The sequence below is a fragment of the Paenarthrobacter sp. 10N417 genome (assembly GCF_056394745.1).
The window spans coordinates 63,425-83,452 of record NZ_JBFTIL010000013.1; the positions used below are offsets into that span (position 1 = coordinate 63,425).

At 61.7% G+C, this 20,028-nt stretch carries 18 protein-coding genes; 15 read left to right on the forward strand and 3 right to left on the reverse strand.

Translation table 11 applies throughout. The annotated features are described in order from the left end of the window. Positions 1-22: 22 nt before the first annotated feature. The 5 genes from AC1DCM_RS16440 (at position 23) to AC1DCM_RS16460 (ending at position 6,346) form a co-directional block, all read left to right on the forward strand. The gene (locus AC1DCM_RS16440) at positions 23-1,714 is read left to right on the forward strand and encodes a ribonuclease J (RefSeq protein WP_477519036.1); all 1,692 of its coding nucleotides are present in this window, start codon (positions 23-25) and stop codon (positions 1,712-1,714) included. 73 nt (positions 1,715-1,787) lie between these two features. Continuing rightward, the gene (locus AC1DCM_RS16445) at positions 1,788-4,652 is read left to right on the forward strand and encodes an FtsK/SpoIIIE family DNA translocase (protein ID WP_477519037.1); all 2,865 of its coding nucleotides are present in this window, start codon (positions 1,788-1,790) and stop codon (positions 4,650-4,652) included. 9 nt (positions 4,653-4,661) lie between these two features. Continuing rightward, positions 4,662-5,264 (forward strand): CDP-diacylglycerol--glycerol-3-phosphate 3-phosphatidyltransferase, encoded by a 603-nt coding sequence (pgsA, locus tag AC1DCM_RS16450; protein ID WP_477519038.1) that lies wholly within the window; start codon positions 4,662-4,664, stop codon positions 5,262-5,264. Then, positions 5,261-5,773: a CinA family protein gene (locus AC1DCM_RS16455; RefSeq protein WP_477519039.1), complete on the forward strand. Its 513-nt coding sequence runs from the start codon at positions 5,261-5,263 to the stop codon at positions 5,771-5,773. Before pgsA ends, AC1DCM_RS16455 begins: the two co-directional genes overlap by 4 nt. A 138-nt stretch (positions 5,774-5,911) precedes the next feature. Further along, on the forward strand, positions 5,912-6,346 hold the full coding sequence (locus tag AC1DCM_RS16460; RefSeq protein ID WP_216925260.1) for a helix-turn-helix domain-containing protein: 435 nt from the start codon (positions 5,912-5,914) through the stop codon (positions 6,344-6,346). Positions 6,347-6,416: 70 nt separating this feature from the next. Here the strand turns inward: AC1DCM_RS16460 and AC1DCM_RS16465 are convergent, their stop codons facing one another. After that, on the reverse strand, positions 6,417-6,974 hold the full coding sequence (locus AC1DCM_RS16465) for a MarR family winged helix-turn-helix transcriptional regulator (RefSeq protein WP_477519040.1): 558 nt from the start codon (positions 6,972-6,974) through the stop codon (positions 6,417-6,419). 32 nt (positions 6,975-7,006) lie between these two features. On the opposite strand from AC1DCM_RS16465, the gene AC1DCM_RS16470 reads away from it, so the two are divergent. From AC1DCM_RS16470 to dapF, 6 genes are all read left to right on the forward strand, one after another. Further along, the gene (locus AC1DCM_RS16470) at positions 7,007-7,231 is read left to right on the forward strand and encodes a DUF3046 domain-containing protein (protein WP_442005795.1); all 225 of its coding nucleotides are present in this window, start codon (positions 7,007-7,009) and stop codon (positions 7,229-7,231) included. A 270-nt stretch (positions 7,232-7,501) separates the two neighbouring features. Continuing rightward, positions 7,502-8,542, forward strand: coding sequence for a recombinase RecA (recA, locus tag AC1DCM_RS16475; protein WP_223936581.1), 1,041 nt, complete (start codon positions 7,502-7,504; stop codon positions 8,540-8,542). After that, positions 8,532-9,074, forward strand: a complete 543-nt coding sequence (locus tag AC1DCM_RS16480) for a regulatory protein RecX (RefSeq protein WP_442005796.1) — start codon at positions 8,532-8,534, stop codon at positions 9,072-9,074. Before recA ends, AC1DCM_RS16480 begins: the two co-directional genes overlap by 11 nt. Next, positions 9,074-10,672 carry a tRNA (N6-isopentenyl adenosine(37)-C2)-methylthiotransferase MiaB gene (gene miaB, locus AC1DCM_RS16485; protein WP_477519041.1) on the forward strand — a complete coding sequence of 533 codons (1,599 nt, stop codon included), beginning with the start codon at positions 9,074-9,076 and terminating at the stop codon, positions 10,670-10,672. The genes AC1DCM_RS16480 and miaB overlap by 1 nt, the downstream gene beginning before the upstream one ends. Before the next feature lie 20 nt (positions 10,673-10,692). After that, on the forward strand, positions 10,693-11,598 hold the full coding sequence (miaA, locus tag AC1DCM_RS16490; protein WP_477519042.1) for a tRNA (adenosine(37)-N6)-dimethylallyltransferase MiaA: 906 nt from the start codon (positions 10,693-10,695) through the stop codon (positions 11,596-11,598). 61 nt (positions 11,599-11,659) lie between these two features. After that, a complete protein-coding gene (gene dapF, locus AC1DCM_RS16495; protein WP_477519043.1) occupies positions 11,660-12,628 on the forward strand; it encodes a diaminopimelate epimerase in 969 nt (322 codons plus the stop codon). On the opposite strand, the gene AC1DCM_RS16500 is transcribed toward dapF, so the two are convergent. Next, positions 12,609-13,223, reverse strand: a complete 615-nt coding sequence (locus AC1DCM_RS16500) for a class I SAM-dependent methyltransferase (protein ID WP_442017060.1) — start codon at positions 13,221-13,223, stop codon at positions 12,609-12,611. The two genes, dapF and AC1DCM_RS16500, sit on opposite strands and share 20 nt — an antisense overlap. Positions 13,224-13,720: 497 nt before the next feature. Between AC1DCM_RS16500 and hflX the strand changes: the two genes are divergently transcribed. Beyond that, on the forward strand, positions 13,721-15,283 hold the full coding sequence (gene hflX, locus AC1DCM_RS16505; protein ID WP_442005801.1) for a GTPase HflX: 1,563 nt from the start codon (positions 13,721-13,723) through the stop codon (positions 15,281-15,283). Beyond that, positions 15,276-17,333: an ATP-dependent DNA helicase gene (locus AC1DCM_RS16510; RefSeq protein WP_477519044.1), complete on the forward strand. Its 2,058-nt coding sequence runs from the start codon at positions 15,276-15,278 to the stop codon at positions 17,331-17,333. Before hflX ends, AC1DCM_RS16510 begins: the two co-directional genes overlap by 8 nt. Before the next feature lie 9 nt (positions 17,334-17,342). Here the strand turns inward: AC1DCM_RS16510 and lexA are convergent, their stop codons facing one another. After that, entirely contained in the window at positions 17,343-18,086 is a 744-nt protein-coding gene (gene lexA / locus AC1DCM_RS16515; RefSeq protein ID WP_224093932.1) for a transcriptional repressor LexA, read from the reverse strand. A gap of 355 nt (positions 18,087-18,441) precedes the next feature. On the opposite strand from lexA, the gene AC1DCM_RS16520 reads away from it, so the two are divergent. Beyond that, on the forward strand, positions 18,442-18,801 hold the full coding sequence (locus tag AC1DCM_RS16520; protein ID WP_442005803.1) for a LysM peptidoglycan-binding domain-containing protein: 360 nt from the start codon (positions 18,442-18,444) through the stop codon (positions 18,799-18,801). Positions 18,802-18,878: 77 nt separating this feature from the next. Beyond that, positions 18,879-19,997, forward strand: coding sequence for a histidinol-phosphate transaminase (locus AC1DCM_RS16525; RefSeq protein ID WP_442017062.1), 1,119 nt, complete (start codon positions 18,879-18,881; stop codon positions 19,995-19,997). Positions 19,998-20,028 lie beyond the last annotated feature (31 nt).

A 20,028-nucleotide genomic window follows, 5' to 3' on the forward strand; every position in this document is an offset into this window, starting at 1 on the left:
TTCCGCCGGAAAGAAGCACAATATGACCCAAACAGCCCTTCCTGGACTGGTTACTCCGCCGAAACTGCCGCAAGGCACACTGCGGATTGTTCCGCTGGGTGGACTGGGGGAGATAGGCCGCAACATGGCGGTCTTCGAAATCGACGGCAAGTTGCTGATCGTTGACTGCGGCGTACTTTTTCCCGAGGAAACGCAGCCCGGCGTTGATTTGATCCTTCCCGACTTCTCTTACATCGAGGACCGGCTGCAGGATGTTGTTGGTGTGGTGCTCACGCACGGCCACGAAGACCACATCGGTGCTGTTCCCTATCTGCTGCGCCTCAAAGCGGACATCCCCCTGATCGGCTCCCAGTTGACGCTGGCCCTGGTGGAGGCGAAGCTCCAGGAACATCGGATCAAGCCGTACACGCTGACCGTTACCGAGGGCCAGGTGGAGCAGTTCGGGCCGTTCGAATGCGAATTCATCGCAGTGAACCACTCGATCCCGGACGCCTTGGCAGTCTTCATCCGCACCGAGGGCGGCACTGTCCTGCATACGGGCGACTTCAAGATGGACCAACTGCCCTTGGACGGCCGTATCACCGACCTCCGTCACTTCGCCCGCCTGGGCGAAGAAGGAGTGGACCTCTTCATGGCAGACTCCACTAACGCCGACGTTCCCGGGTTCACTACCGCCGAGAAGGAAATCGGCCCCACGCTTGATCGATTGTTCGGGCAGGCGAAGAAGCGCATCATCGTGGCTTCTTTCTCTTCCCACGTTCATCGCGTCCAGCAGGTTCTCGACGCCGCAGCCAAGCACGGCCGCAACGTTGCCTTCGTGGGCCGTTCCATGGTTCGGAACATGGCCATCGCGGCCAAACTGGGCTACCTTGACGTTCCCAACGGGATCCTGGTGGACATCAAGAACATTGACAACCTCCCCGATGACCGGGTGGTCCTCATGTCCACCGGCTCCCAGGGCGAGCCCATGGCGGCACTATCTCGCATGGCCAACGGCGACCACCGAGTGGTTGTCGGCCAGGGCGACACCGTAATCCTGGCCTCCAGCCTCATCCCAGGCAACGAGAACGCAGTCTTCCGCATCATCAACGGCTTGCTGAAGCTCGGTGCCGATGTGATTCACAAGGGAACGGCCAAGGTTCACGTGTCCGGACACGCAGCTGCCGGCGAATTGCTGTACTGCTACAACATCCTTGAGCCCCTCAATGCGATGCCTGTCCACGGTGAAACGCGTCACTTGATTGCCAATGGAAATATCGCCGAAGAATCCGGGGTGCCCTCCGACGGGATCATCCTTAGCGATAATGGCACCGTTATTGACCTGAAGGACCACAAGGCCAACATCGTTGGCCAAGTAGAGGTCGGCTTTGTTTATGTGGACGGTTCCAGCGTGGGTGAAATCACCGATGCGGATCTGAAGGACCGGCGTATCCTCGGCGACGAAGGCTTCATCTCCATCATCACGGTTATTAACCGGACCACCGGCAAGATCGTCTCCGGACCGGAAATCCATGCGCGCGGAGTGGCGGAGGATGACGCCGTCTTCGACGAAATCATTCCCAAGATCAACGCCGCGTTGGAAGAAGCTGTGCTCAACCACGCAGACCACACCAACCACCAGCTGCAGCAGGTAGTGCGCAGGATCATCGGAACATGGGTGAACCGGAAGCTTCGTCGCCGTCCCATGATCATTCCGGTGGTCCTGGAGGCGTAGTCCACCGGCAACATGCATCCCAGGGGGTCTGAAATCCGCGGATTTCGGGCCCCCTTGGGGTAGCGTGGCAAGCATGGCGACCCGTACTTCCTCCACGCCACGAGGCAGCTCCAGTAGTAAATCCGGCGGCACAGGCCGGGGCGCAGCTGCATCCAAAAGCACCGCAGCCACGCCCAGGAACGGTCGAGGCAGCAGTGCCCGCACCAAGCAGCCGGCCGCCGTCGAGCCCCATGCGCCGCTGCCCGTGCGCATGCTGGCGGGCGTCTGGCAGGGCATTGGGCACGTAGTTGGCGCAGGAGTCCGCCGGATCGGATACGACGTCAGCGATCTCGATCCCGCCGATCGCCGCGACGGTGCAGCCCTGTTCAACCTCGTGCTGGGAATCGGCATTGCCACCTTCGCTTGGTGGGGCCTGACCGGATGGCTGCCTGACGCCGTCTACAGCGTGGTCAACGGCACTTTCGGCTGGATGTCGCTTGTTTTGCCTTTCATGCTTTTCATCTGCGCTTTCCGCCTCTTCCGCAAACCGCAGGATGGCCGCGGCAACAACCGCGTTGGCATCGGCTTCATGATCATGACTTTTGCCGGTTCCGGCTTGGCCCACATCATCGGCGGCCAGCCCACCGTGGCCGATGGCTTCGATGGGCTGCGCAGGGCCGGCGGAATGCTGGGCTTCCTTGCAGCGTCGCCACTTGCTGTAATTCATGCCGCCGTCCCGGTGATCCTCTACAGCCTGTTGGCCTTCGTGTCGGTGCTGATCGTTACGGCCACGCCCTTCGGGGCGATCCCCTCCAGGATCCGCTCCGCCTACGAGCACCTCATGGGCGTGGACCTCATGGATGCCGAGTCCGGCAAGGATGCCCATGATCGCAGCTACCTCTATGAAAACGGGGCGGTTGCAAAGCCCAAGAAGAAGAAGCGGATGCGCTTCTTCGGCAAGGATGAGGATACCGACGCCGGTTTGGAAGGCTACGTCGGTGACGAAGCTTTTGAGCATGCAATAGTCGACGACGACGAAACTCCCCAAACGTCTGCCCCGCGCGTTCCGCCGGGCGTACGCCGCCCCACCCAAGCCGAGATAGCAGTGGGTAAGATCAAGGCTGCCCAGGGCTTGGGTGCTGCTCCAGGCATCGACAACCCCACAGAGGCCATTCCCGTCCTCACCCCGGAAATGACGGCACCCACAGCGGCGCAGGTTCCGGCCCGGCCAGCAACGCCCCCTCCGCCGCCCACGCCAATTCCGCAGCGTACAGAGCAACTGTCACTGGCCGGGGACGTCACGTACACCCTGCCTGCCTCGGACTTCCTGACACCAGGCTCCATTCCGAAGGAGCGCACCGAAGCGAATGACGCCGTCGTGGCCGCCTTGACGGACACGCTGACGCAGTTCAACGTCGATGCCGCAGTGACTGGCTTCAGCCGAGGCCCAACGGTGACACGCTACGAAATCGAACTCTCTCCCGGCACCAAGGTGGAGCGCGTAACGGCGCTGTCCAAGAACATCTCCTACGCGGTGGCATCCAGCGATGTGCGCATCCTGAGCCCCATTCCCGGCAAGTCCGCAATCGGTATCGAGATTCCCAACACGGACCGCGAAACGGTATCCCTTGGCGATGTGCTGCGGAGCCAGAATGCACGCCGCACCGACCACCCGATGGTCATGGGCGTCGGCAAGGACGTCGAGGGCGGTTATGTCGTCGCCAACCTGGCCAAGATGCCCCACCTCCTGGTGGCCGGTGCTACAGGTGCTGGTAAATCAAGCTTTGTGAACTCCATGATCACCTCGATCCTGATGCGCGCTACGCCTGACGAAGTCCGCATGGTCATGGTGGACCCCAAGCGCGTGGAACTGACTGCGTATGAAGGCGTTCCACACTTGATTACGCCCATCATCACCAATCCCAAGAAGGCGGCCGAAGCCCTGCAGTGGGTGGTTCGGGAGATGGACGCCCGTTATGACGATCTCGCCAACTACGGGTACAAGCACATCGACGACTTCAACAAGGCGGTCAGGGCAGGCAAGGTCACGCCGCCCGTTGACTCCAAGCGAGTCATCAAGCCCTACCCGTACTTGTTGGTCATTGTGGACGAGCTAGCGGACCTCATGATGGTGGCGCCACGCGACGTCGAAGACTCGATCGTCCGCATCACCCAGCTGGCACGTGCCGCCGGCATCCACCTGGTGTTGGCTACGCAGCGGCCATCCGTGGACGTCGTCACGGGCCTCATCAAAGCCAACGTGCCCTCCCGCATGGCGTTCGCCACCTCGTCCGTCACGGACTCCCGCGTGGTGCTGGACCAGCCTGGCGCCGAAAAACTCATTGGCCAGGGCGATGCGCTCTTCCTGCCGATGGGCGCTTCCAAGGCCATGCGTGTGCAGGGTGCCTGGGTGACGGAATCCGAAATCCACAAGGTTGTTGAACATGTCAAGGGCCAGTTGCAGGCTGTGTACCGGGACGACGTCGCTGCTGAGGCCCCCAAGAAACAGATCGACGACGACATCGGAGACGACCTCGAGGTGCTGCTGCAGGCCACCGAATTGGTGGTCACCACGCAGTTCGGTTCCACCTCCATGTTGCAGCGCAAGCTTCGTGTCGGCTTCGCCAAGGCCGGACGCCTCATGGACCTCCTGGAGTCCCGCGGCGTCGTGGGTCCCTCCGAAGGCTCCAAAGCCCGGGATGTCCTGGTTAAGCCGGATGACCTCGCTGCCGTGCTTGCTGCCATGAAGGGACAGGAATCGCCGGCTGCGCCTGACGCCCACACTGCGGCACTGAGCGATAACGCGAACTCCAATATCGCCGTCGGCGGCTACGCCGAGGACCTGGTGGCAGCGGAGCTCGACAACCGGACCCAAGCTGTTGAATATTTCGACGGCGCCGACGTCCCCGATGATGAGGACGAGGGCGGCGAGGACGCCTGGTCGCTCACCGGACGGTAGCCTAGAGGGGTGACTACAGCCGAGGGTGACAACGCCGCTTCCACCAGCTCCGATGTCTGGAACCTTCCCAATATCCTCACGATGCTCCGTATCGTCCTGGTTCCATTTTTCGTCTGGTTCCTGGTGGCGGATGATAACCATCAAGGTATTTGGCGGTGGGCTGCCGTTGTGGCCTTCGCCGTAGCGATCTACACGGACAAGCTCGACGGCGATATCGCCCGTGCCCGTGGCCTCATCACCAACTTCGGCAAGATTGCGGACCCCATTGCCGACAAACTGCTGATCGGCTCAGCGCTGGTGCTCTTGTCCATCCTCGGGGAACTGCCCTGGTGGGTGACTATCCTCATCCTGGTCCGCGAGTGGGGCATCACGGCACTGAGGTTCTTTGTGATCCGATACGGCGTTATGCCGGCTTCCCGCGGCGGAAAGCTCAAGACCGTCATCCAGACAGTGGCCATCTTCCTGTACATCCTGCCGCTTGAGGCCATCGCGCCGTGGCTGGTCATTGTGGCCTTCTGGGTCATGATGGCCGCCCTTGCCATCACGCTATGGACCGGAGCGGAGTACGTCGTCCAGGCGCTCCGCCTTCGGGCTGCGGGCCGCCGCGCATGAGCAACCCCGTGGACGCCGCCAAAGCCTCGGAACTAGCGACGGCGGCAGTTGCCTTGGCATTGGGAAAGAGCCTTACCGTTGCCACCGCCGAGTCGTTGACAGCAGGAATGGTGGCGGCCAGCCTGGCCAACACACCCGGTGCGTCCGGAATGTTGCAGGGCGGCGTGATTGCTTATCAGAACTCCGTGAAGGCCTCAATCCTCGGTGTTTCGACGGAGCTGATTTCTGCCGTTGGTTCAGTGGATGGCGGAGTAGCGGCGGCCATGGCCGAAGGTGCCAGGCGCGCCTGTACGGCCGACGTCGGAATATCCACTACTGGTGTGGCCGGTCCGGAGGCCCACGACGGCAAAGCCGTGGGAACAGTCTTCGTTGGGGTCGCCACCAGTACTGGCACTGGTTCGTTTGAATTCAGCTTTTCGGGGGACAGGCAAAGTATCAGGGAAAAGGCCTGCGAAGCTGCGCTGGCGCATCTGATTGATGCACTGGAAGGGGTTGGTTACCGTTCGTAAAGTAGCCGGGAACAAAAACTCATTGCCAATAGTTGTGTCATTGTGTCGCTTCGGAACAGCCGGGGCGCCTAGGATGTAAAAAACCATACCGGTCCGCCAGCCAGCGAACCGGATGAACGAGGGAGCAAGGCGATACAGATGGTAAAGCAGCCCGTATCCGTAAACGGCGTTGTCCGCTGGAAGGATGTGGGCTTGGCTAAGCAGGCACAGAGCGAACAGAAGGAGCGCAAGATGGTTGTACTACGCCACGAAATCGGTGATGTATTGCGCGATGTCCGCCAGCGTCAGGGCCGAACCCTCCGCGAGGTCTCGCACAGCGCCCGCGTCTCACTCGGATACCTGAGTGAGGTTGAACGCGGCCAAAAGGAGGCTTCTTCCGAGCTCCTGTCCTCTATCTGCACCGCCCTGGACGTTCCGTTGTCCAGCATGCTCCGCGAAGTCAGCGACCGCGTGGCCGTTGCGGAGGGCGTAGCTGTTCCGGACACCGTTCCGCAGGAATTCTCCCAGCGCTACGGTCGCGATCTTGACCTTACCGACGACTTCCCGCAGGGGATGCTCTCCGGAGCCCGGTAACGGTCAGACCAGGAATTATCACGAAAGGTCCCCAGCCTCTGGCTGGGGACCTTTCGCATTGGTGCTGCTGTCAGTCCTCCGTGGGATTGGCAGTCTCCCCGGACTCGGTGTCCTTCAGGGTGGTGTCCTTGATGATGCTTTCGCCATAGACGGCGTTGAGCCGGCCCATGTAGTCGGCCAAGGTTTGGACGTCTTCCAGCGGCCACTCACCGAGTCGCTCACGGAACACCTGCCGGCGGGCGTCCTGGACTTGATGCATCTTCTCCTCGCCTTTTTCCGTCAGGCGGATGGACTGAGCCCGTCCGTCCTGCGGATCTGCCTCCTTGTAGACCAGGCCAATACTTTCCAGAAATGCGATCTGGCGGCTCACTGAAGGCTTGCCCACTCCGATGCACGAGGCAAGGTCCGTCAGGCGGATGGGGCCTTCGCGGCGAATGATCGTCAGCAGGCCGTACGCGGCAGGCTCCATGTCGGGGTGGACCTGGCGGGATAACTGATGCGAGATTGAACGGGCACGGCGCCAGAGCAGGCTCAGCTGGTGTTCCACCTGCTGAAGGGCGTCGTCTGTGGTGTCACCTGGCACGGCCTCGGGGGGCGTGCTCTGGAGAGGATTGCTCATGGCAACCATTCTAGAGTCCGGCGTCGTGAGAGACTCTATCCGTGAGGGCAAGTGACTTCTGGCGTTTAATGGACGATGAATTTGGGGCAGGCTATTCCCGCGTCCTGGCCAATTCCCTGGTGCTGGCCGGCGTGGGAGGGCGGACCGCCGTGGAGGCACTGGCTGCCGGCTACCAGCCCCGGGACGTCTGGCTGGCAATGTGCGAAGTCCAGGATGTACCGCCGGAGCGCAGGCTCGGCCGGGATATCAAGCCTGCGGCGAACTGAAGTCCAGCCACGTTTGCCGAGGGACTTCCAGGCTCCATGGTGGTGACACGCCCGCATGCATTGTTCGAATATCTGTTCGGATGGGGATATGCTCCTGTGAGAGGAAAATTGTTCCTGAAGGACGCATTCCACGGGCAATCGGAGGGCGTGGTTATCCACATAGCCCACGTCGGCTTCAAAAAATGTCAGGGAGCCGTAATAGCGTCTGACATGACAGGAAAGCGGCCATTCAGGCCACTCCACAGCGAGAAAGCATCAGAGGTGTGAACCATGGCGGCAACCCCGGATCGTGAGAAGGCGCTCGAAGCAGCGCTTGCCCAGATCGACAAGCAGTTCGGCAAAGGCTCCATCATGCGCTTGGGTGATGACACCCGCGCACCGATCGAAGTTATTCCAACCGGATCCATTGCACTGGACGTCGCCCTTGGCATTGGTGGCTTGCCCCGAGGCCGCGTCGTGGAGATCTACGGCCCGGAATCCTCTGGTAAGACCACAGTGGCCCTGCACGCTGTAGCCAATGCGCAACGTAACGGTGGCATAGCGGCCTTCATCGACGCCGAGCACGCCCTGGATCCTGACTACGCAGCCAAGCTGGGCGTGGACACGGATGCCTTGCTCGTGTCGCAGCCGGACACAGGTGAGCAGGCCCTGGAAATCATGGACATGCTGGTGGGCTCCGGTTCCCTGGACGTCATCGTCATTGACTCCGTGGCTGCTTTGGTTCCGCGTGCTGAAATCGAGGGCGAGATGGGCGATTCCCACGTCGGCCTCCAGGCTCGGCTCATGAGCCAGGCCCTGCGAAAGATTACCGGCCGCTTGAGCCAGACCAAGACCACCGCAATCTTCATCAACCAGTTGCGTGAGAAGATCGGCGTCTTCTTTGGATCGCCCGAAACCACCACCGGTGGTAAGGCCCTGAAATTCTACGCCTCAGTCCGCATCGATGTCCGCCGCATTCAGACGCTGAAGGAAGGTGCCGATTCCGTCGGTAACCGGACCAAGGCCAAGATCGTCAAGAACAAGATGGCCCCGCCCTTCAAGATCGCTGAATTCGACATCATCTACGGCCAGGGCATCTCCCGCGAGGGAGGCATCATTGACATGGGCGTCGAGCACGGCATCATCAAGAAGTCCGGCTCGTGGTTCACGTACGACGGCGATCAGCTGGGCCAGGGTATGGAGAATTCACGGCGCTTCCTGCGTGATAACCCGGAGCTGGCCCAGGAACTTGAGCGCCTCATCAAGGAAAAGCTTGGCGTGGGTGTCAAGCCGGAGGCAGATTCCCCGAAGCTGAAGGCCGTTGACGGCTAGGAGCGGGCCGGACCCGGAGTCCTCCGTATCCGGCGATCCTGAGCCTGATCCCGAATCCGTGGCCCGCGCCATCGTCCTGCGGCAATTGACGATGGCGCCACGGAGTCGGCTGCAGCTGTCCCGCAAGCTGGCGGAACGTAATGTTCCCCAAGAGGTTGCAGAGGCCGTGCTGGACCGTTTCGAGGAAGTCCAGCTCATTGATGATGCTGAGTTTGCCAGAATGTGGGTGCGCAGCCGTTCCCAAAGCAGGAAGCTGGCCAAGGGTGCCATTCGTCGTGAGCTGACGGAGAAGGGCATCGATCTCGATGATGCCGAGGAAGCACTCTCACAGCTCAGCGATGAAGATGAGGAAATCGCCGCCCGCGAGCTTGTGGAGCGCAAACTGAGGCCCGGCATGGATCTCTCGGATCGCGCAGAACGTGACAAGTACACCCGCAGGCTGGCGTCCATGCTGGCACGGAAGGGCTATGCGCCTTCAATGGCCTTCCGGATCGTCGGCGAGGTACTTGCCCAAGCCGGTACCCTTGAGTAGTGAGTTTGACCATTCCTTCCCCCTCAGCAGAATCCACGCCTTCGGCCCTAGCATTGGCAACCAGTGCTGGTGCCCAAGTGACGGATGCCTCTGCCCCGTTTGAGCCTGACCCGTTTGAACCGAGGACGTATCAGGTCCGGACTTTCGGCTGCCAGATGAACGTCCACGATTCCGAACGTATGGCCGGCCTCCTTGAGGACGCCGGCTACGTGCCCGCGGACGGTGAGGTTGCGGACATTGTGGTGTTCAACACGTGCGCCGTTCGGGAAAATGCCGACAACAAGCTCTATGGAAACCTTGGCCAGCTTCGGCAGGTCAAAGCAGCCCACCCTGGCATGCAGATCGCTGTTGGTGGCTGCCTCGCCCAGAAGGACCGGGAAACCATCGTCAAGAAGGCTCCTTGGGTTGACGCTGTCTTTGGCACCCACAACGTAGGCGCACTTCCGGCACTACTGAAGCGGGCGCGGCACAACAACGAGGCCCAACTCGAAATCCTGGAATCGCTGGACGTCTTCCCCTCCACCCTTCCCACCAAGCGCGACTCCGTCTATTCCGGCTGGGTTTCGATTTCAGTAGGTTGCAACAACACGTGCACGTTCTGCATCGTGCCCTCCCTTCGTGGCAAGGAGAAGGACCGCCGTCCCGGCGAAATCCTGGCGGAAATTCAGGCCTTGGTGGACGACGGCGCCGTGGAAGTCACGTTGCTGGGCCAGAACGTGAATTCCTACGGGGTTGAGTTCGGTGACCGCCAGGCCTTCTCCAAGCTCCTTCGGGCCTGTGGGGAAATTGAAGGCCTTGAGCGCGTGCGCTTCACCAGTCCGCACCCAGCCGCATTTACTGACGACGTCATTGATGCCATGGCCGAGACACCCAATGTGATGCCGCAGCTGCACATGCCCCTTCAATCGGGCTCGGACAAGGTCCTCAAGGACATGCGGCGCTCGTACCGGTCCAGTAAGTTCCTGGGCATCCTGGACAAGGTTCGTGAGCGGATCCCCAACGCGGCCATCACTACGGACATCATTGTTGGCTTCCCGGGTGAAACCGAGGAGGATTTCCAAGCGACGCTTGACGTCGTGGAGAAATCGCGGTTCGCCACAGCCTTCACCTTCCAGTACTCCAAACGGCCTGGTACGCCGGCCGCCGAGCTCCCGGAGCAACTTCCCAAAGCAGTGGTCCAGGAGCGCTTTGAACGTCTGACCGCCCTGCAGGACCGTATCGCGGCGGAGGAGAACGCCAAGCAACTGGGTCGCCGTGTGGAAGTGCTGGTGACAGCGCAGTCCGGCCGCAAAGCAGAGGAAACGCACCGGTTGTCTGGCCGTTCCAAGGATCAGCGACTCGTTCATTTCTCAGTACCTGACGGTGCGCAAACCCCTCGCCCCGGGGACTTTGTCACCGTGACCATTACCGAAGCCGCGGCATTCCACCTGGTTGCCGATCCTGCAAGCCTGGACGATTACACGTTGCGCCGGTCGAGGGCGGGTGACGCCTGGGATCGCTCGCAGGCAGATTCCTGCGGTGTTCCCAGTGCTAGTGCGGCCTCGGGCAAGAAGGGTGTGTCCTTGGGCATGCCGTCGCTGCCTGTTCGCGGCGCCTGACGTCGATTATTCGAGATCGAATGGCCCTCTCCCATGCCGCGCCGCCGGTGATTGCCGTCGTCGGGCCAACCGGGTCCGGTAAATCGGACCTGGCCGTCGAGCTGGCCCTTGCACTCAATGGCGAGGTCATCAACGCTGACGCCCTGCAGTTCTATCGCGGCATGGACATCGGTACGGCCAAGATCACTTTGGACGAACGCAAGGGCGTGCCACATCATCTGCTGGACACAAAGGACGTCACGGAGGAGGCCAGCGTGGCGGACTTCCAAGCGGAATGCCGCGCCGCCATCAATGACATCCACGCCCGGGGCAAGCGGGCCATCATGGTGGGCGGCTCTGGCCTCTACGTGCGGGCCGCCCTGGATGTACTGGAGTTCCCCGGCACGGACCCCGACTTGCGAAAACGGCTTGAGGACGAATGGGAAACCTTCGGTCTGGCGCCGTTGCGGGCCCGGCTTGAAAAGGTGGATCCCGTCTCGGCAGGCCGTCTGGGGGATGCCCGGCGGGTGATCAGGGCCCTTGAGGTTTACGGAATGACGGGACGCCCGTTCAGCTCGTTCATGCCACAACGCGAGTACTTCCAGCCGGCCCTGCAGATTGGCCTGGCTGTGGACCGCGAGGTCCTGCGGGAGCGGCTGGCGATCCGCGTACACCGGATGGTGGATGCGGGGTTGCTGCAGGAAGTGGAACGGCTTGATGCGGCTGGCCTGCGACGCGGCAAGACAGCCTCGCGTGCATTGGGATATGCACAGTTCCTCAGGGTGCTCGACTCCGAAGTCAGTGTCCCGGAGGCAGCTGAAGAAACCATTGTGGCCACGAGGCAGTTCGCCCGGCGACAATTGACGTGGTTTCGGGCCGATCCGCGGATCGCTTGGCTCGATTGGCAGGATTCGGAGCTCGTGTCCAAAGCAGTCGCGCTGGCCTAGCCGGGCTGGCGCTCACTACAGCAATTTCTGGCCGAACCTGCCCGGCGGGTAGCCTAGTCCCATGGATCAAACCGCCGCAGTTCCCGCCCAGCAGTCCGCCGCTGCCGGCGCCCCCGTGCCCACTGCCAGCCTTTCCGGCTTGGCGTTTTCCAAGGGCCATGGAACGGGCAATGATTTCGTCCTGATTGCTGATCCCGGTGATGTCCACGAGATCTCTCCCGAGCAAGTAGCACAGCTGTGCGACAGGCATCGGGGGATAGGTGGCGACGGTCTTATCCGTGCTGTTCCTTCGCGGTATCTGCCCGAAGGCCGCGTCCTGCTCGAGCAGGACGCCTCTGCGGAATGGTTCATGGACTACCGTAACGGCGATGGCTCGTTGTCGGAGATGTGCGGCAACGGCGTCCGCGTCTTCGTGCATTTCCTGATTGCCGAAGGCCTGATAGAGCTTGGTCCGGGTCAGTCCTTGACCATCGGAACACGTGGCGGGATTAAGAAGATTGTGCGCACGGCCGACGGCTATGCCGTGGATATGGGCCCGTGGGAATTCATTTTTCCTGCAGAAGCACAAAGCAAAGCCATGGATGCCTTGGTCAGCGCAGACGGCCTGGAAGTGGCCAGGCCCGGCCTCTCCGTCAGCATGGGCAACCCGCACACTGTGGTTGCGCTTGCCGAGCTCAGCGAACTCTCCGCTACGAAATTATTCACAGCGCCGGCCGTGGATCCCAAGCCTGCCAACGGCACCAATGTCGAGTTTGTAGTACCCGCAGAGCCGCTGGTTCACGACGGCGTGGGAACCATCACCATGCGCGTGCACGAGCGTGGAGTGGGCGAAACCCAATCGTGTGGCACCGGGGCTTGTGCCGCCGCCGTCGCGATCCGTCATTGGGCTGGCAGCAGCGCCCCCAACTCTTGGCACGTCAACGTTCCCGGTGGCGTGGTGGACGTGAAGTTCTTCCCGGGTGAGGATGGCCGGGAACACGTTGAGCTCAGCGGCCCCGCAGTCATTGTGGCTAGTGGGACGCTTTCCTGACGCGAAGGATCCTGAAGGACTTGGAGGTGCTCTCGCGGGAAACCGTGAAGGACTTGTCCAGTTCGTTGGCCAGCCAGCGTTGGAGGGAGTCCGAGCCCAGGTTCTTCTGAACCACCATCCACGCGTTGCCGCCAGGTGCCAGCCGGGGCAGCCACGTCAGGAGCAGCGAGTGTAGTTCGTCCTTGCCGATGCGGATCGGCGGGTTGGACCAGATCGTGTCGAATTCGACGCCGGGGTCTACCTCATCCGGGAGGCTGGCCTTCACGTTGTTCAAGCCCAGGGCAGCCGCGTTCTCGTTGGTCAACGCGATGCAGCGCTCGTTGACATCCACGGCGTAGACCTGTGCCAGGGGCGCCATGAGCCCCATCGTGAGGGCAACAGGACCCCAACCGCACCCAATATCCAGCAGGTTGCCCCGGGGCGAAGGCGGTGGAACCTCGGCCAAAAGTACCTTGGTGCCCTTGTCCACACCGTCGGGGCTGAAGATGCCCGACGACGTCTGCACATGACGGGTAGCTCCAGCCAGTTCCACAGTGAGGGGCTTGCGGGTGAACGGACCGGCCGGTTGGGCGCTGAAATAGTGTGCAGACTCCATAATTTGCCAGATTAGTTGGCTATCGGCGGCTTGGGAAACTGCCCTCGGGCCGGGACAGTTTGACAGTGCTGCTAATGTGGAATGCATGTTCTTGATCTTTGAGTAATCAGCCCGAGCCGACCCTTTCACGTCGGCAAGGCACCTGCCCGCGATGCAGGCCCGCTTGGCGTATCAGCCCAGCTCATGGCCATTCCGCCCGCAGGTTCCGTCCGGCAGACTCCGCAATCGCCCGTTGTTGGTTGATCGCGGTTGCTCAGTAGAACATGTCCCACCCCAGCTGTCGCGAAAGCAGTGGCCCTGCCATCTGCTGTTAGCTCTTGGTTTATGGGTTTGGCGATGAATTCTCCTGCAGGACAGGACCTCCCGCGGACCAACCCGCTCGATCCAAGCAGCACAGGAGGCCCTATATGGCCGAAGCTCGTCAGCCCACCGCGAATACCGTCCCATTGGACGCAAAACAGCACTATTCTGGATATGCCGAACAGTCTAAGGAGACCATGACCACCCAGAAGCACTCCGGATCCGATTCCGACGCCCAGGACATGAGTCCTGAACAAATCCAGGCCGTCATTGACCGGATTCTTTCCAAGGATGTACCCGCACAGGCATCCGATGACAATGATGCCAAAGGTGTTTTCGGCAGGGCACAAGCGATCTCCACGCTTGACCACGAACACAGCATTTACGACGGCGACCAGGAAGACCTGGCGGACCGACGTGCGCTCCGCCGCACCGCGGGCCTTTCCACCGAACTCGAAGACGTCACAGAGGTTGAGTACCGGCAGCTGCGCCTGGAGCGCGTTGTCCTGGCTGGCCTGTGGACAGAAGGCACTTTGGCTGACGCCGAGAATTCGCTTCGCGAACTCGCAGCATTGGCAGAGACAGCAGGATCCGAGGTCCTAGACGGCCTGGTTCAGCGGCGCACAAAGCCGGACCCCGGCACGTTCCTCGGATCGGGCAAGGCCCAGGAACTCAAGGACATCGTGGCCGCCACTGGCGCCGATACCGTGGTGGTCGACACCGAGCTTTCCCCCTCGCAGCGACGCGGACTTGAGGACATCGTCAAGGTCAAGGTGGTGGACAGGACCACGCTGATCCTGGATATCTTCGCGCAGCATGCCAAGAGTCGCGAAGGTAAGGCACAGGTTGAACTCGCACAGCTGGAGTACCTGCTTCCCAGGCTTCGTGGTTGGGGTGACTCCATGTCCCGCCAAGCCGGTGGCCAAGTGGGTGGAGCCGGTGCCGGTATGGGTTCGCGTGGTCCAGGCGAAACAAAGATCGAGCTCGATCGCCGCAGGATCCGGACGCGCATGGCCAAGCTGCGTCGGGAGATCGCCGCGATGAAGCCGGCGCGCGAGACCAAGCGGGCCAACCGCCGTCGTAATGCCGTACCCTCGGTCGCAATCGCCGGCTATACCAACGCTGGAAAGTCTTCGCTCCTGAACCGGCTGACCGATGCTGGGGTGCTGGTGGAAAACGCCCTGTTCGCCACCCTGGACCCGACCGTCAGGAAGGCACAGACTCCGGATGGCATCGGCTACACGCTGGCTGACACCGTTGGATTCGTCCGCTCGCTGCCTACGCAGCTGGTGGAAGCCTTCCGCTCCACACTGGAAGAAGTAGCGGACGCAGACCTGATCCTGCATGTCGTGGACGCCTCCCACCCGGACCCGGAAGGGCAAATCGCGGCAGTGCGTGCTGTCTTCACCGAGGTCGACGCCCGCAAGGTTCCGGAAATCATCGTCCTGAACAAGGTCGACGTAGCGGATCCCTTCGTCGTGGAACGCCTGAAGCAGAAGGAGCCGCGGCACGCCGTGGTTTCCACCCGCACGGGCCAGGGCATACCTGAACTCCTGGAAGAGATCAGCCGGTCGATTCCCCGGCCGGGAGTCCGCCTCGAGGTCCTCATCCCGTATGACCGTGGTGACATGGTCAACAAGCTGCACAACTCCGATTCGGAAATCCTGAGCCTCGAGCACGAGGAAAACGGAACCCGCGTGGTGGCCATGGTTCGTGAAGGATTGGCCGCCGAGCTGGAGTCATTCGTCAGCAATGGTTGAGAAGGTGGCGGCGGACGTCGTCGAGTCAGTGGGGGAGAAGTTCACCCTCGAGCTGTTGGACAAAGCTGTTGACGGGATGGGCGGTCAAAGCCGTTCAGGCCAGCACGAGATGGCAAGGCAAGTCACCCGGGCCATCGAGTCCGGTGAACATCTGCTGGTCCAGGCCGGAACGGGAACGGGTAAGTCCTTGGCTTACCTGATTCCGTTGATCGCCCATTCCATGGACAGCGACAAACCGACGCTTGTGTCCACCGCTACCTTGGCCCTGCAAACACAGATTGTGGGCAGGGACCTGCCCCGGCTGTTGGAGACCATAAGCCCGGCCCTCGAGCGTCCTGTGAACGTGGCACTCGTCAAGGGCCGGGCAAATTATGTTTGCCTGCAAAAGCTGGAGGGCGGCTTCCCCAGCGAAGAGCCATCCGAGGGCCAACTTTTTTCCCTGGGTGAGGACACCAGCGTGCCGCATTTCGCAGCGGCGGTTGGCGGCCCGTCGTCGCAATTGGGCAAGGAAGTCATCCGGCTCCGTGAATGGGCCGAAAAGACGGCCACGGGCGACCGCGATGAACTGATGCCAGGCGTTACCGATCGCGCCTGGAGGCAAGTCTCCGTGACGTCCATGGAGTGCCTGGGAGCGCAAAAATGCCCACTCGCTGAGGAATGCTTCAGCGAGCAGGCACGGGCCCGGGCGGCCGAGGCGGACGTCGTGGTCACCAACCATGCCATGCTTGCCGTCAGTGCCTTCGAAGGGCTTGCTGTACTGCCCGAGTACGACGTCGTTGTGGTTGATGAAGCTCATGAGCTGCAGGACAGGGTCACGGGGGCCGTCACGGGCCAGCTGTCCGTAGCAATGGTGCATGCTGCGGCTTCGAGCGCGCGTAAGCACACCGCCATTACCGTAGACGCCCTGAACGCGGCAGCCGACCGACTGGACATGGCCATTGCCGGAGTCCCCAACGGACTGCTGCCCAACGGGCTCAACGACGAACAACTGGACTGCCTCGACCAACTGCGTGATGCCACACGCGCTGCGTTGTCTGACTCGAAGACTGACTCTTCAAACGCGGTCGACGGCGGCCGGCAGCTTGCGCGCTCACGGCTCATGCTCATTCTGGAACTGTGCGAGCGGATGCTCGCAGCCAAGGAGAACCGTGAAGTGGTGTGGTTCTCCAGGAACAGCACCTTCGATCCCCAGCAGGGGTACTCCCCGCCGGATGAGACCGCGCCCGCACTGATCAACATCGCTCCGCTTAGCGTTGCCGGCCGGCTGCGGGAAGGCCTTTTCGCAGGGCACACAGTGGTGCTTACTTCTGCCACGCTCGCTATTGGATCCGCCTTTGAGCCTGCCGCCGGTGGCCTGGGGCTGATTGGAGAGGGTGCACCGAGCTGGACCGGGTTGGACGTCGGATCGCCTTTTGATTATCCGAAGCAGGGTGTCCTTTACGTGGCCAAGCACCTGCCCAAGCCCGGCAGGGGCACTTCTCCCGAGGCACTGGATGAGCTCGAAGACCTCATCCGTGCTTCCGGTGGGGGAGCCCTGTGCCTCTTCTCCTCACGTCGGGCGGCCGAGGAAGCCGCAGAGGCGATGCGTCCACGTCTGGATGTGGACATCCTCTGCCAAGGCGAATCCACTATGGCAGCGCTCGTGAAGCAGTTTGCCGACGAACCGGACACCTGCCTCTTTGGCACGATGTCCTTGTGGCAGGGCGTCGACGTCCCTGGCGATTCATGCCGCCTTGTGGTGATTGACCGCATTCCGTTCCCGAGGCCGGACGACCCGCTGATGACCGCACGCTCGCGAGCTGTTGCGCAGTCCGGGGGCAACGGGTTCATGGCGGTGTCAGCTACGCACGCGGCAATTCGTCTGGCGCAGGGGGCAGGACGCCTCATTCGCTCCACTGGCGACAAAGGCGTGGTCGCCGTGCTGGACTCACGGCTTTCCACGGAACGGTACGGCGCGTTCCTGCGCGCAGCTTTGCCACCCTTCTGGGCAACGACGGATCGCAATGTTGTGCGCGGCGTCCTGGAACGCTTGGGCGCAAAGAAAACGTAGGCAAACGCCCTAAAGGGAGCGCAGGACCGAGACGACCTTGCCCATAATGGTGGCCTGGTCTCCCAGGATCGGTTCGTACTGCGTGTTCTGGGGGAGCAGCCATGTGTGGCCGTCCCGCTGGCGGAAGGTTTTTACCGTGGCTTCGTCATCCAGGAGTGCTGCCACGATGTCACCGTTGATGGCGTCATTCTGGCGCCGGACAACTACCCAGTCACCGTCACAAATTGCGGCATCGATCATTGAGTCACCAGCGACCTTCAGCATGAACAGTTCGCCGTGGCCCACCAGTTGCCGGGGCAGGGGCAGGACGTCCTCAATAGTCTGGTCTGCGAGGATGGGGCCACCGGCCGCGATGCGTCCCACCAGGGGCACCATGGCGGTGTCGCTGGCACTGGCCAACTCCGTCACGGCGAGTCCACCTGCGCTACGCAGTGTGGTAGCTGCTTCGACTCCGGGAATTGTCCCGCCGTCAAGGGTCAAAGGCATGAGGACTTCCATGGCGCGGGGGCGCTTGGGATCTCTGCGCAGGTAGCCGAGCTTCTCCAACTGGGAGAGCTGATGGGTGACGCTGGACAGGCTCGCCAGACCAACGGTGTCACCAATTTCGCGCATGCTGGGCGGATAGCCGTTGTCATTGACGGACCGCTGGATGGTTTCCAGGATTTTCTTCTGCCGGACAGTCAGGCTTTTGGGACTCTTTTGAGGCTGCTGGCTCCGCAGGGGTGCCCCGCCGCCGGTGGCTTTCGCTGCCATGTTCGCCAATGCCCTTCTGTTCCGCCCGGTCACGGTCTGAAGTGTGCCCGGGGATGTTGGATCTGAAAAAATGTCAGACCCTCCTGTTCCACTGAAACAGTGCCTGTTTCTTCACTCAAACCTAGGCCAGGCACAGGCGTTTATCAAACATTCGTTCTAGCGAGTCTCGACACCGTTCGTTGATAAGTGCTAAAAATGTCATAGCAAGGTTCGAATATGTGTTCTATAAAAGTTGAACCTGGCTCGGATGTTCGAAGAAAGTGTTCGAATATCCGGGGCGGGTCCAACGAACACAAGGAATTGGCAGCCGGCAAAGGGCATCCGATGCAGGCAATCGCTCAGAAGGGCTCAGCTCATGTCCGCAATCTCTACGTTCCACGAATTCCGCAACACCCCGGCGCCTACGCGTCTCCGGCTTACCCGGCGCGGCAGGATCGTGTTCTTCGGCATCCCCGCCATGCTGCTGCTTGCCGCGCTGCTGAGCCTTGCCGGCTTCATCAACTCTCCGGCCAAGGCTTCGGATTCCCAGTCCCAACTGCAGCCGCCGGTGGCCGTCACGGTTACTGTCCAGCCCGGGCAGTCACTGTGGGGCATCGCCGGTGCGGCCGCGCCGGAGAGGGACCCGCGTGATGTCATCGCAGAAATCATCCAGTTGAACGATCTCCGCGGAGGACGCATCCAACCCGGCCAGCAACTGTTCGTTCCCGCGAATTGAGTGGCCAGGGGGCTATGGGTCACCGTCCCTGGCGTCACAGTTACTCTGCAGTCGCACCGGCACCTTAAACTGTCTTGGTGAGTGACCAGCTTGAGCGACTTGACCGACTTCCCCTCCGGACCAACCTGCGTGGACTGAGCCCCTATGGCGCGCCGCAGCTTGATGTCCCCATTTTGCTCAACGTCAACGAGAACACCCATGGCGTGCCGGCCGATGTGCAAGCGGCCATTACCGAGGCCGTTGCGGCTGCGGCCACGGGTCTGAACCGATACCCTGACCGCGAGTTCACCGAACTTCGTGAATCCCTCGCCGATTACCTCGGTCACGGGCTTTCCGCGGATAACATCTGGGCGGCCAACGGCTCCAACGAGGTCCTGCAGCAGATTCTGCAGGCCTTCGGAGGTCCGGGGCGCAAGGCATTGGGCTTCCCTCCCACGTATTCCATGTACCCGCTGCTTGCCAGTGGCACGGACACTGAGTACGTCCGTGGAGTGCGAGCTGATGACTATGGCCTGGATGCGGCTTCCGCTGCTGCCCAAGTGAAGGAGACTGGCGCGAACATCGTGTTCCTGTGCTCTCCGAACAACCCCACGGGAACGGGCTTGGGGCTGGACGTCGTCGAAGCTGTGTACGAAGCCGGCGATGCCAGCCAAGCTATCGTCATCGTGGATGAGGCCTACCACGAGTTCGCGCACGACAACACGCCCAGCGCGCTGACGCTGCTTCCCGGGCGGGAGCGTTTGATCGTCTCGCGCACCATGAGCAAGGCCTTTGCCCTGGCAGGTGCGCGTCTGGGCTACATGGCTGCCGCACCTGAGGTTACTGACGCCATCAGGCTCGTCCGGCTGCCTTACCACCTCTCAGCCGTCACGCAAGCCACGGCCCTTGCCGCCCTGAACCACCGCGAAGCCCTCATGGCTGACGTCGAGGACATCAAGGTCCAACGGGACCGGATTGTGACCGAGCTCCTCCGAATGGGACTCAAGCCGGCGGCCTCGGACTCGAACTACGTGTTCTTCGGTGGCCTTTCGAACCCACATGCGATCTGGCAGGGCTTGCTGGATGCTGGCGTCCTGATCCGCGACGTCGGCATTCCCGGACACCTGCGGGTGACTGCAGGAACAGAAAAGGAAACAACGGCCTTCCTTGAGGCCTTGGAAGCCCTTCTGGACAGCCCTGCGTCCCAGCCCAACTAAACTTGTCAATAGACCCACCCCATTCTTCGTG

What these genes read in the sequence shown, in the direction of transcription:
- AC1DCM_RS16455 (WP_477519039.1), top strand. Translation starts at nt 5,261, where the DNA reads ATGAGCAACCCCGTGGACGCCGCCAAAGCCTCGGAACTAGCGACGGCG.
- AC1DCM_RS16440 (WP_477519036.1), top strand. Translation starts at nt 23, where the DNA reads ATGACCCAAACAGCCCTTCCTGGACTGGTTACTCCGCCGAAACTGCCG.
- miaA (WP_477519042.1), top strand. Translation starts at nt 10,693, where the DNA reads ATGGCCCTCTCCCATGCCGCGCCGCCGGTGATTGCCGTCGTCGGGCCA.
- AC1DCM_RS16465 (WP_477519040.1), bottom strand. Translation starts at nt 6,974, where the DNA reads ATGGTTGCCATGAGCAATCCTCTCCAGAGCACGCCCCCCGAGGCCGTG.
- hflX (WP_442005801.1), top strand. Translation starts at nt 13,721, where the DNA reads ATGACCACCCAGAAGCACTCCGGATCCGATTCCGACGCCCAGGACATG.
- AC1DCM_RS16510 (WP_477519044.1), top strand. Translation starts at nt 15,276, where the DNA reads ATGGTTGAGAAGGTGGCGGCGGACGTCGTCGAGTCAGTGGGGGAGAAG.
- AC1DCM_RS16500 (WP_442017060.1), bottom strand. Translation starts at nt 13,223, where the DNA reads ATGGAGTCTGCACACTATTTCAGCGCCCAACCGGCCGGTCCGTTCACC.
- AC1DCM_RS16520 (WP_442005803.1), top strand. Translation starts at nt 18,442, where the DNA reads ATGTCCGCAATCTCTACGTTCCACGAATTCCGCAACACCCCGGCGCCT.
- AC1DCM_RS16460 (WP_216925260.1), top strand. Translation starts at nt 5,912, where the DNA reads ATGGTAAAGCAGCCCGTATCCGTAAACGGCGTTGTCCGCTGGAAGGAT.
- recA (WP_223936581.1), top strand. Translation starts at nt 7,502, where the DNA reads ATGGCGGCAACCCCGGATCGTGAGAAGGCGCTCGAAGCAGCGCTTGCC.
- dapF (WP_477519043.1), top strand. Translation starts at nt 11,660, where the DNA reads ATGGATCAAACCGCCGCAGTTCCCGCCCAGCAGTCCGCCGCTGCCGGC.
- lexA (WP_224093932.1), bottom strand. Translation starts at nt 18,086, where the DNA reads ATGGCAGCGAAAGCCACCGGCGGCGGGGCACCCCTGCGGAGCCAGCAG.
- AC1DCM_RS16445 (WP_477519037.1), top strand. Translation starts at nt 1,788, where the DNA reads ATGGCGACCCGTACTTCCTCCACGCCACGAGGCAGCTCCAGTAGTAAA.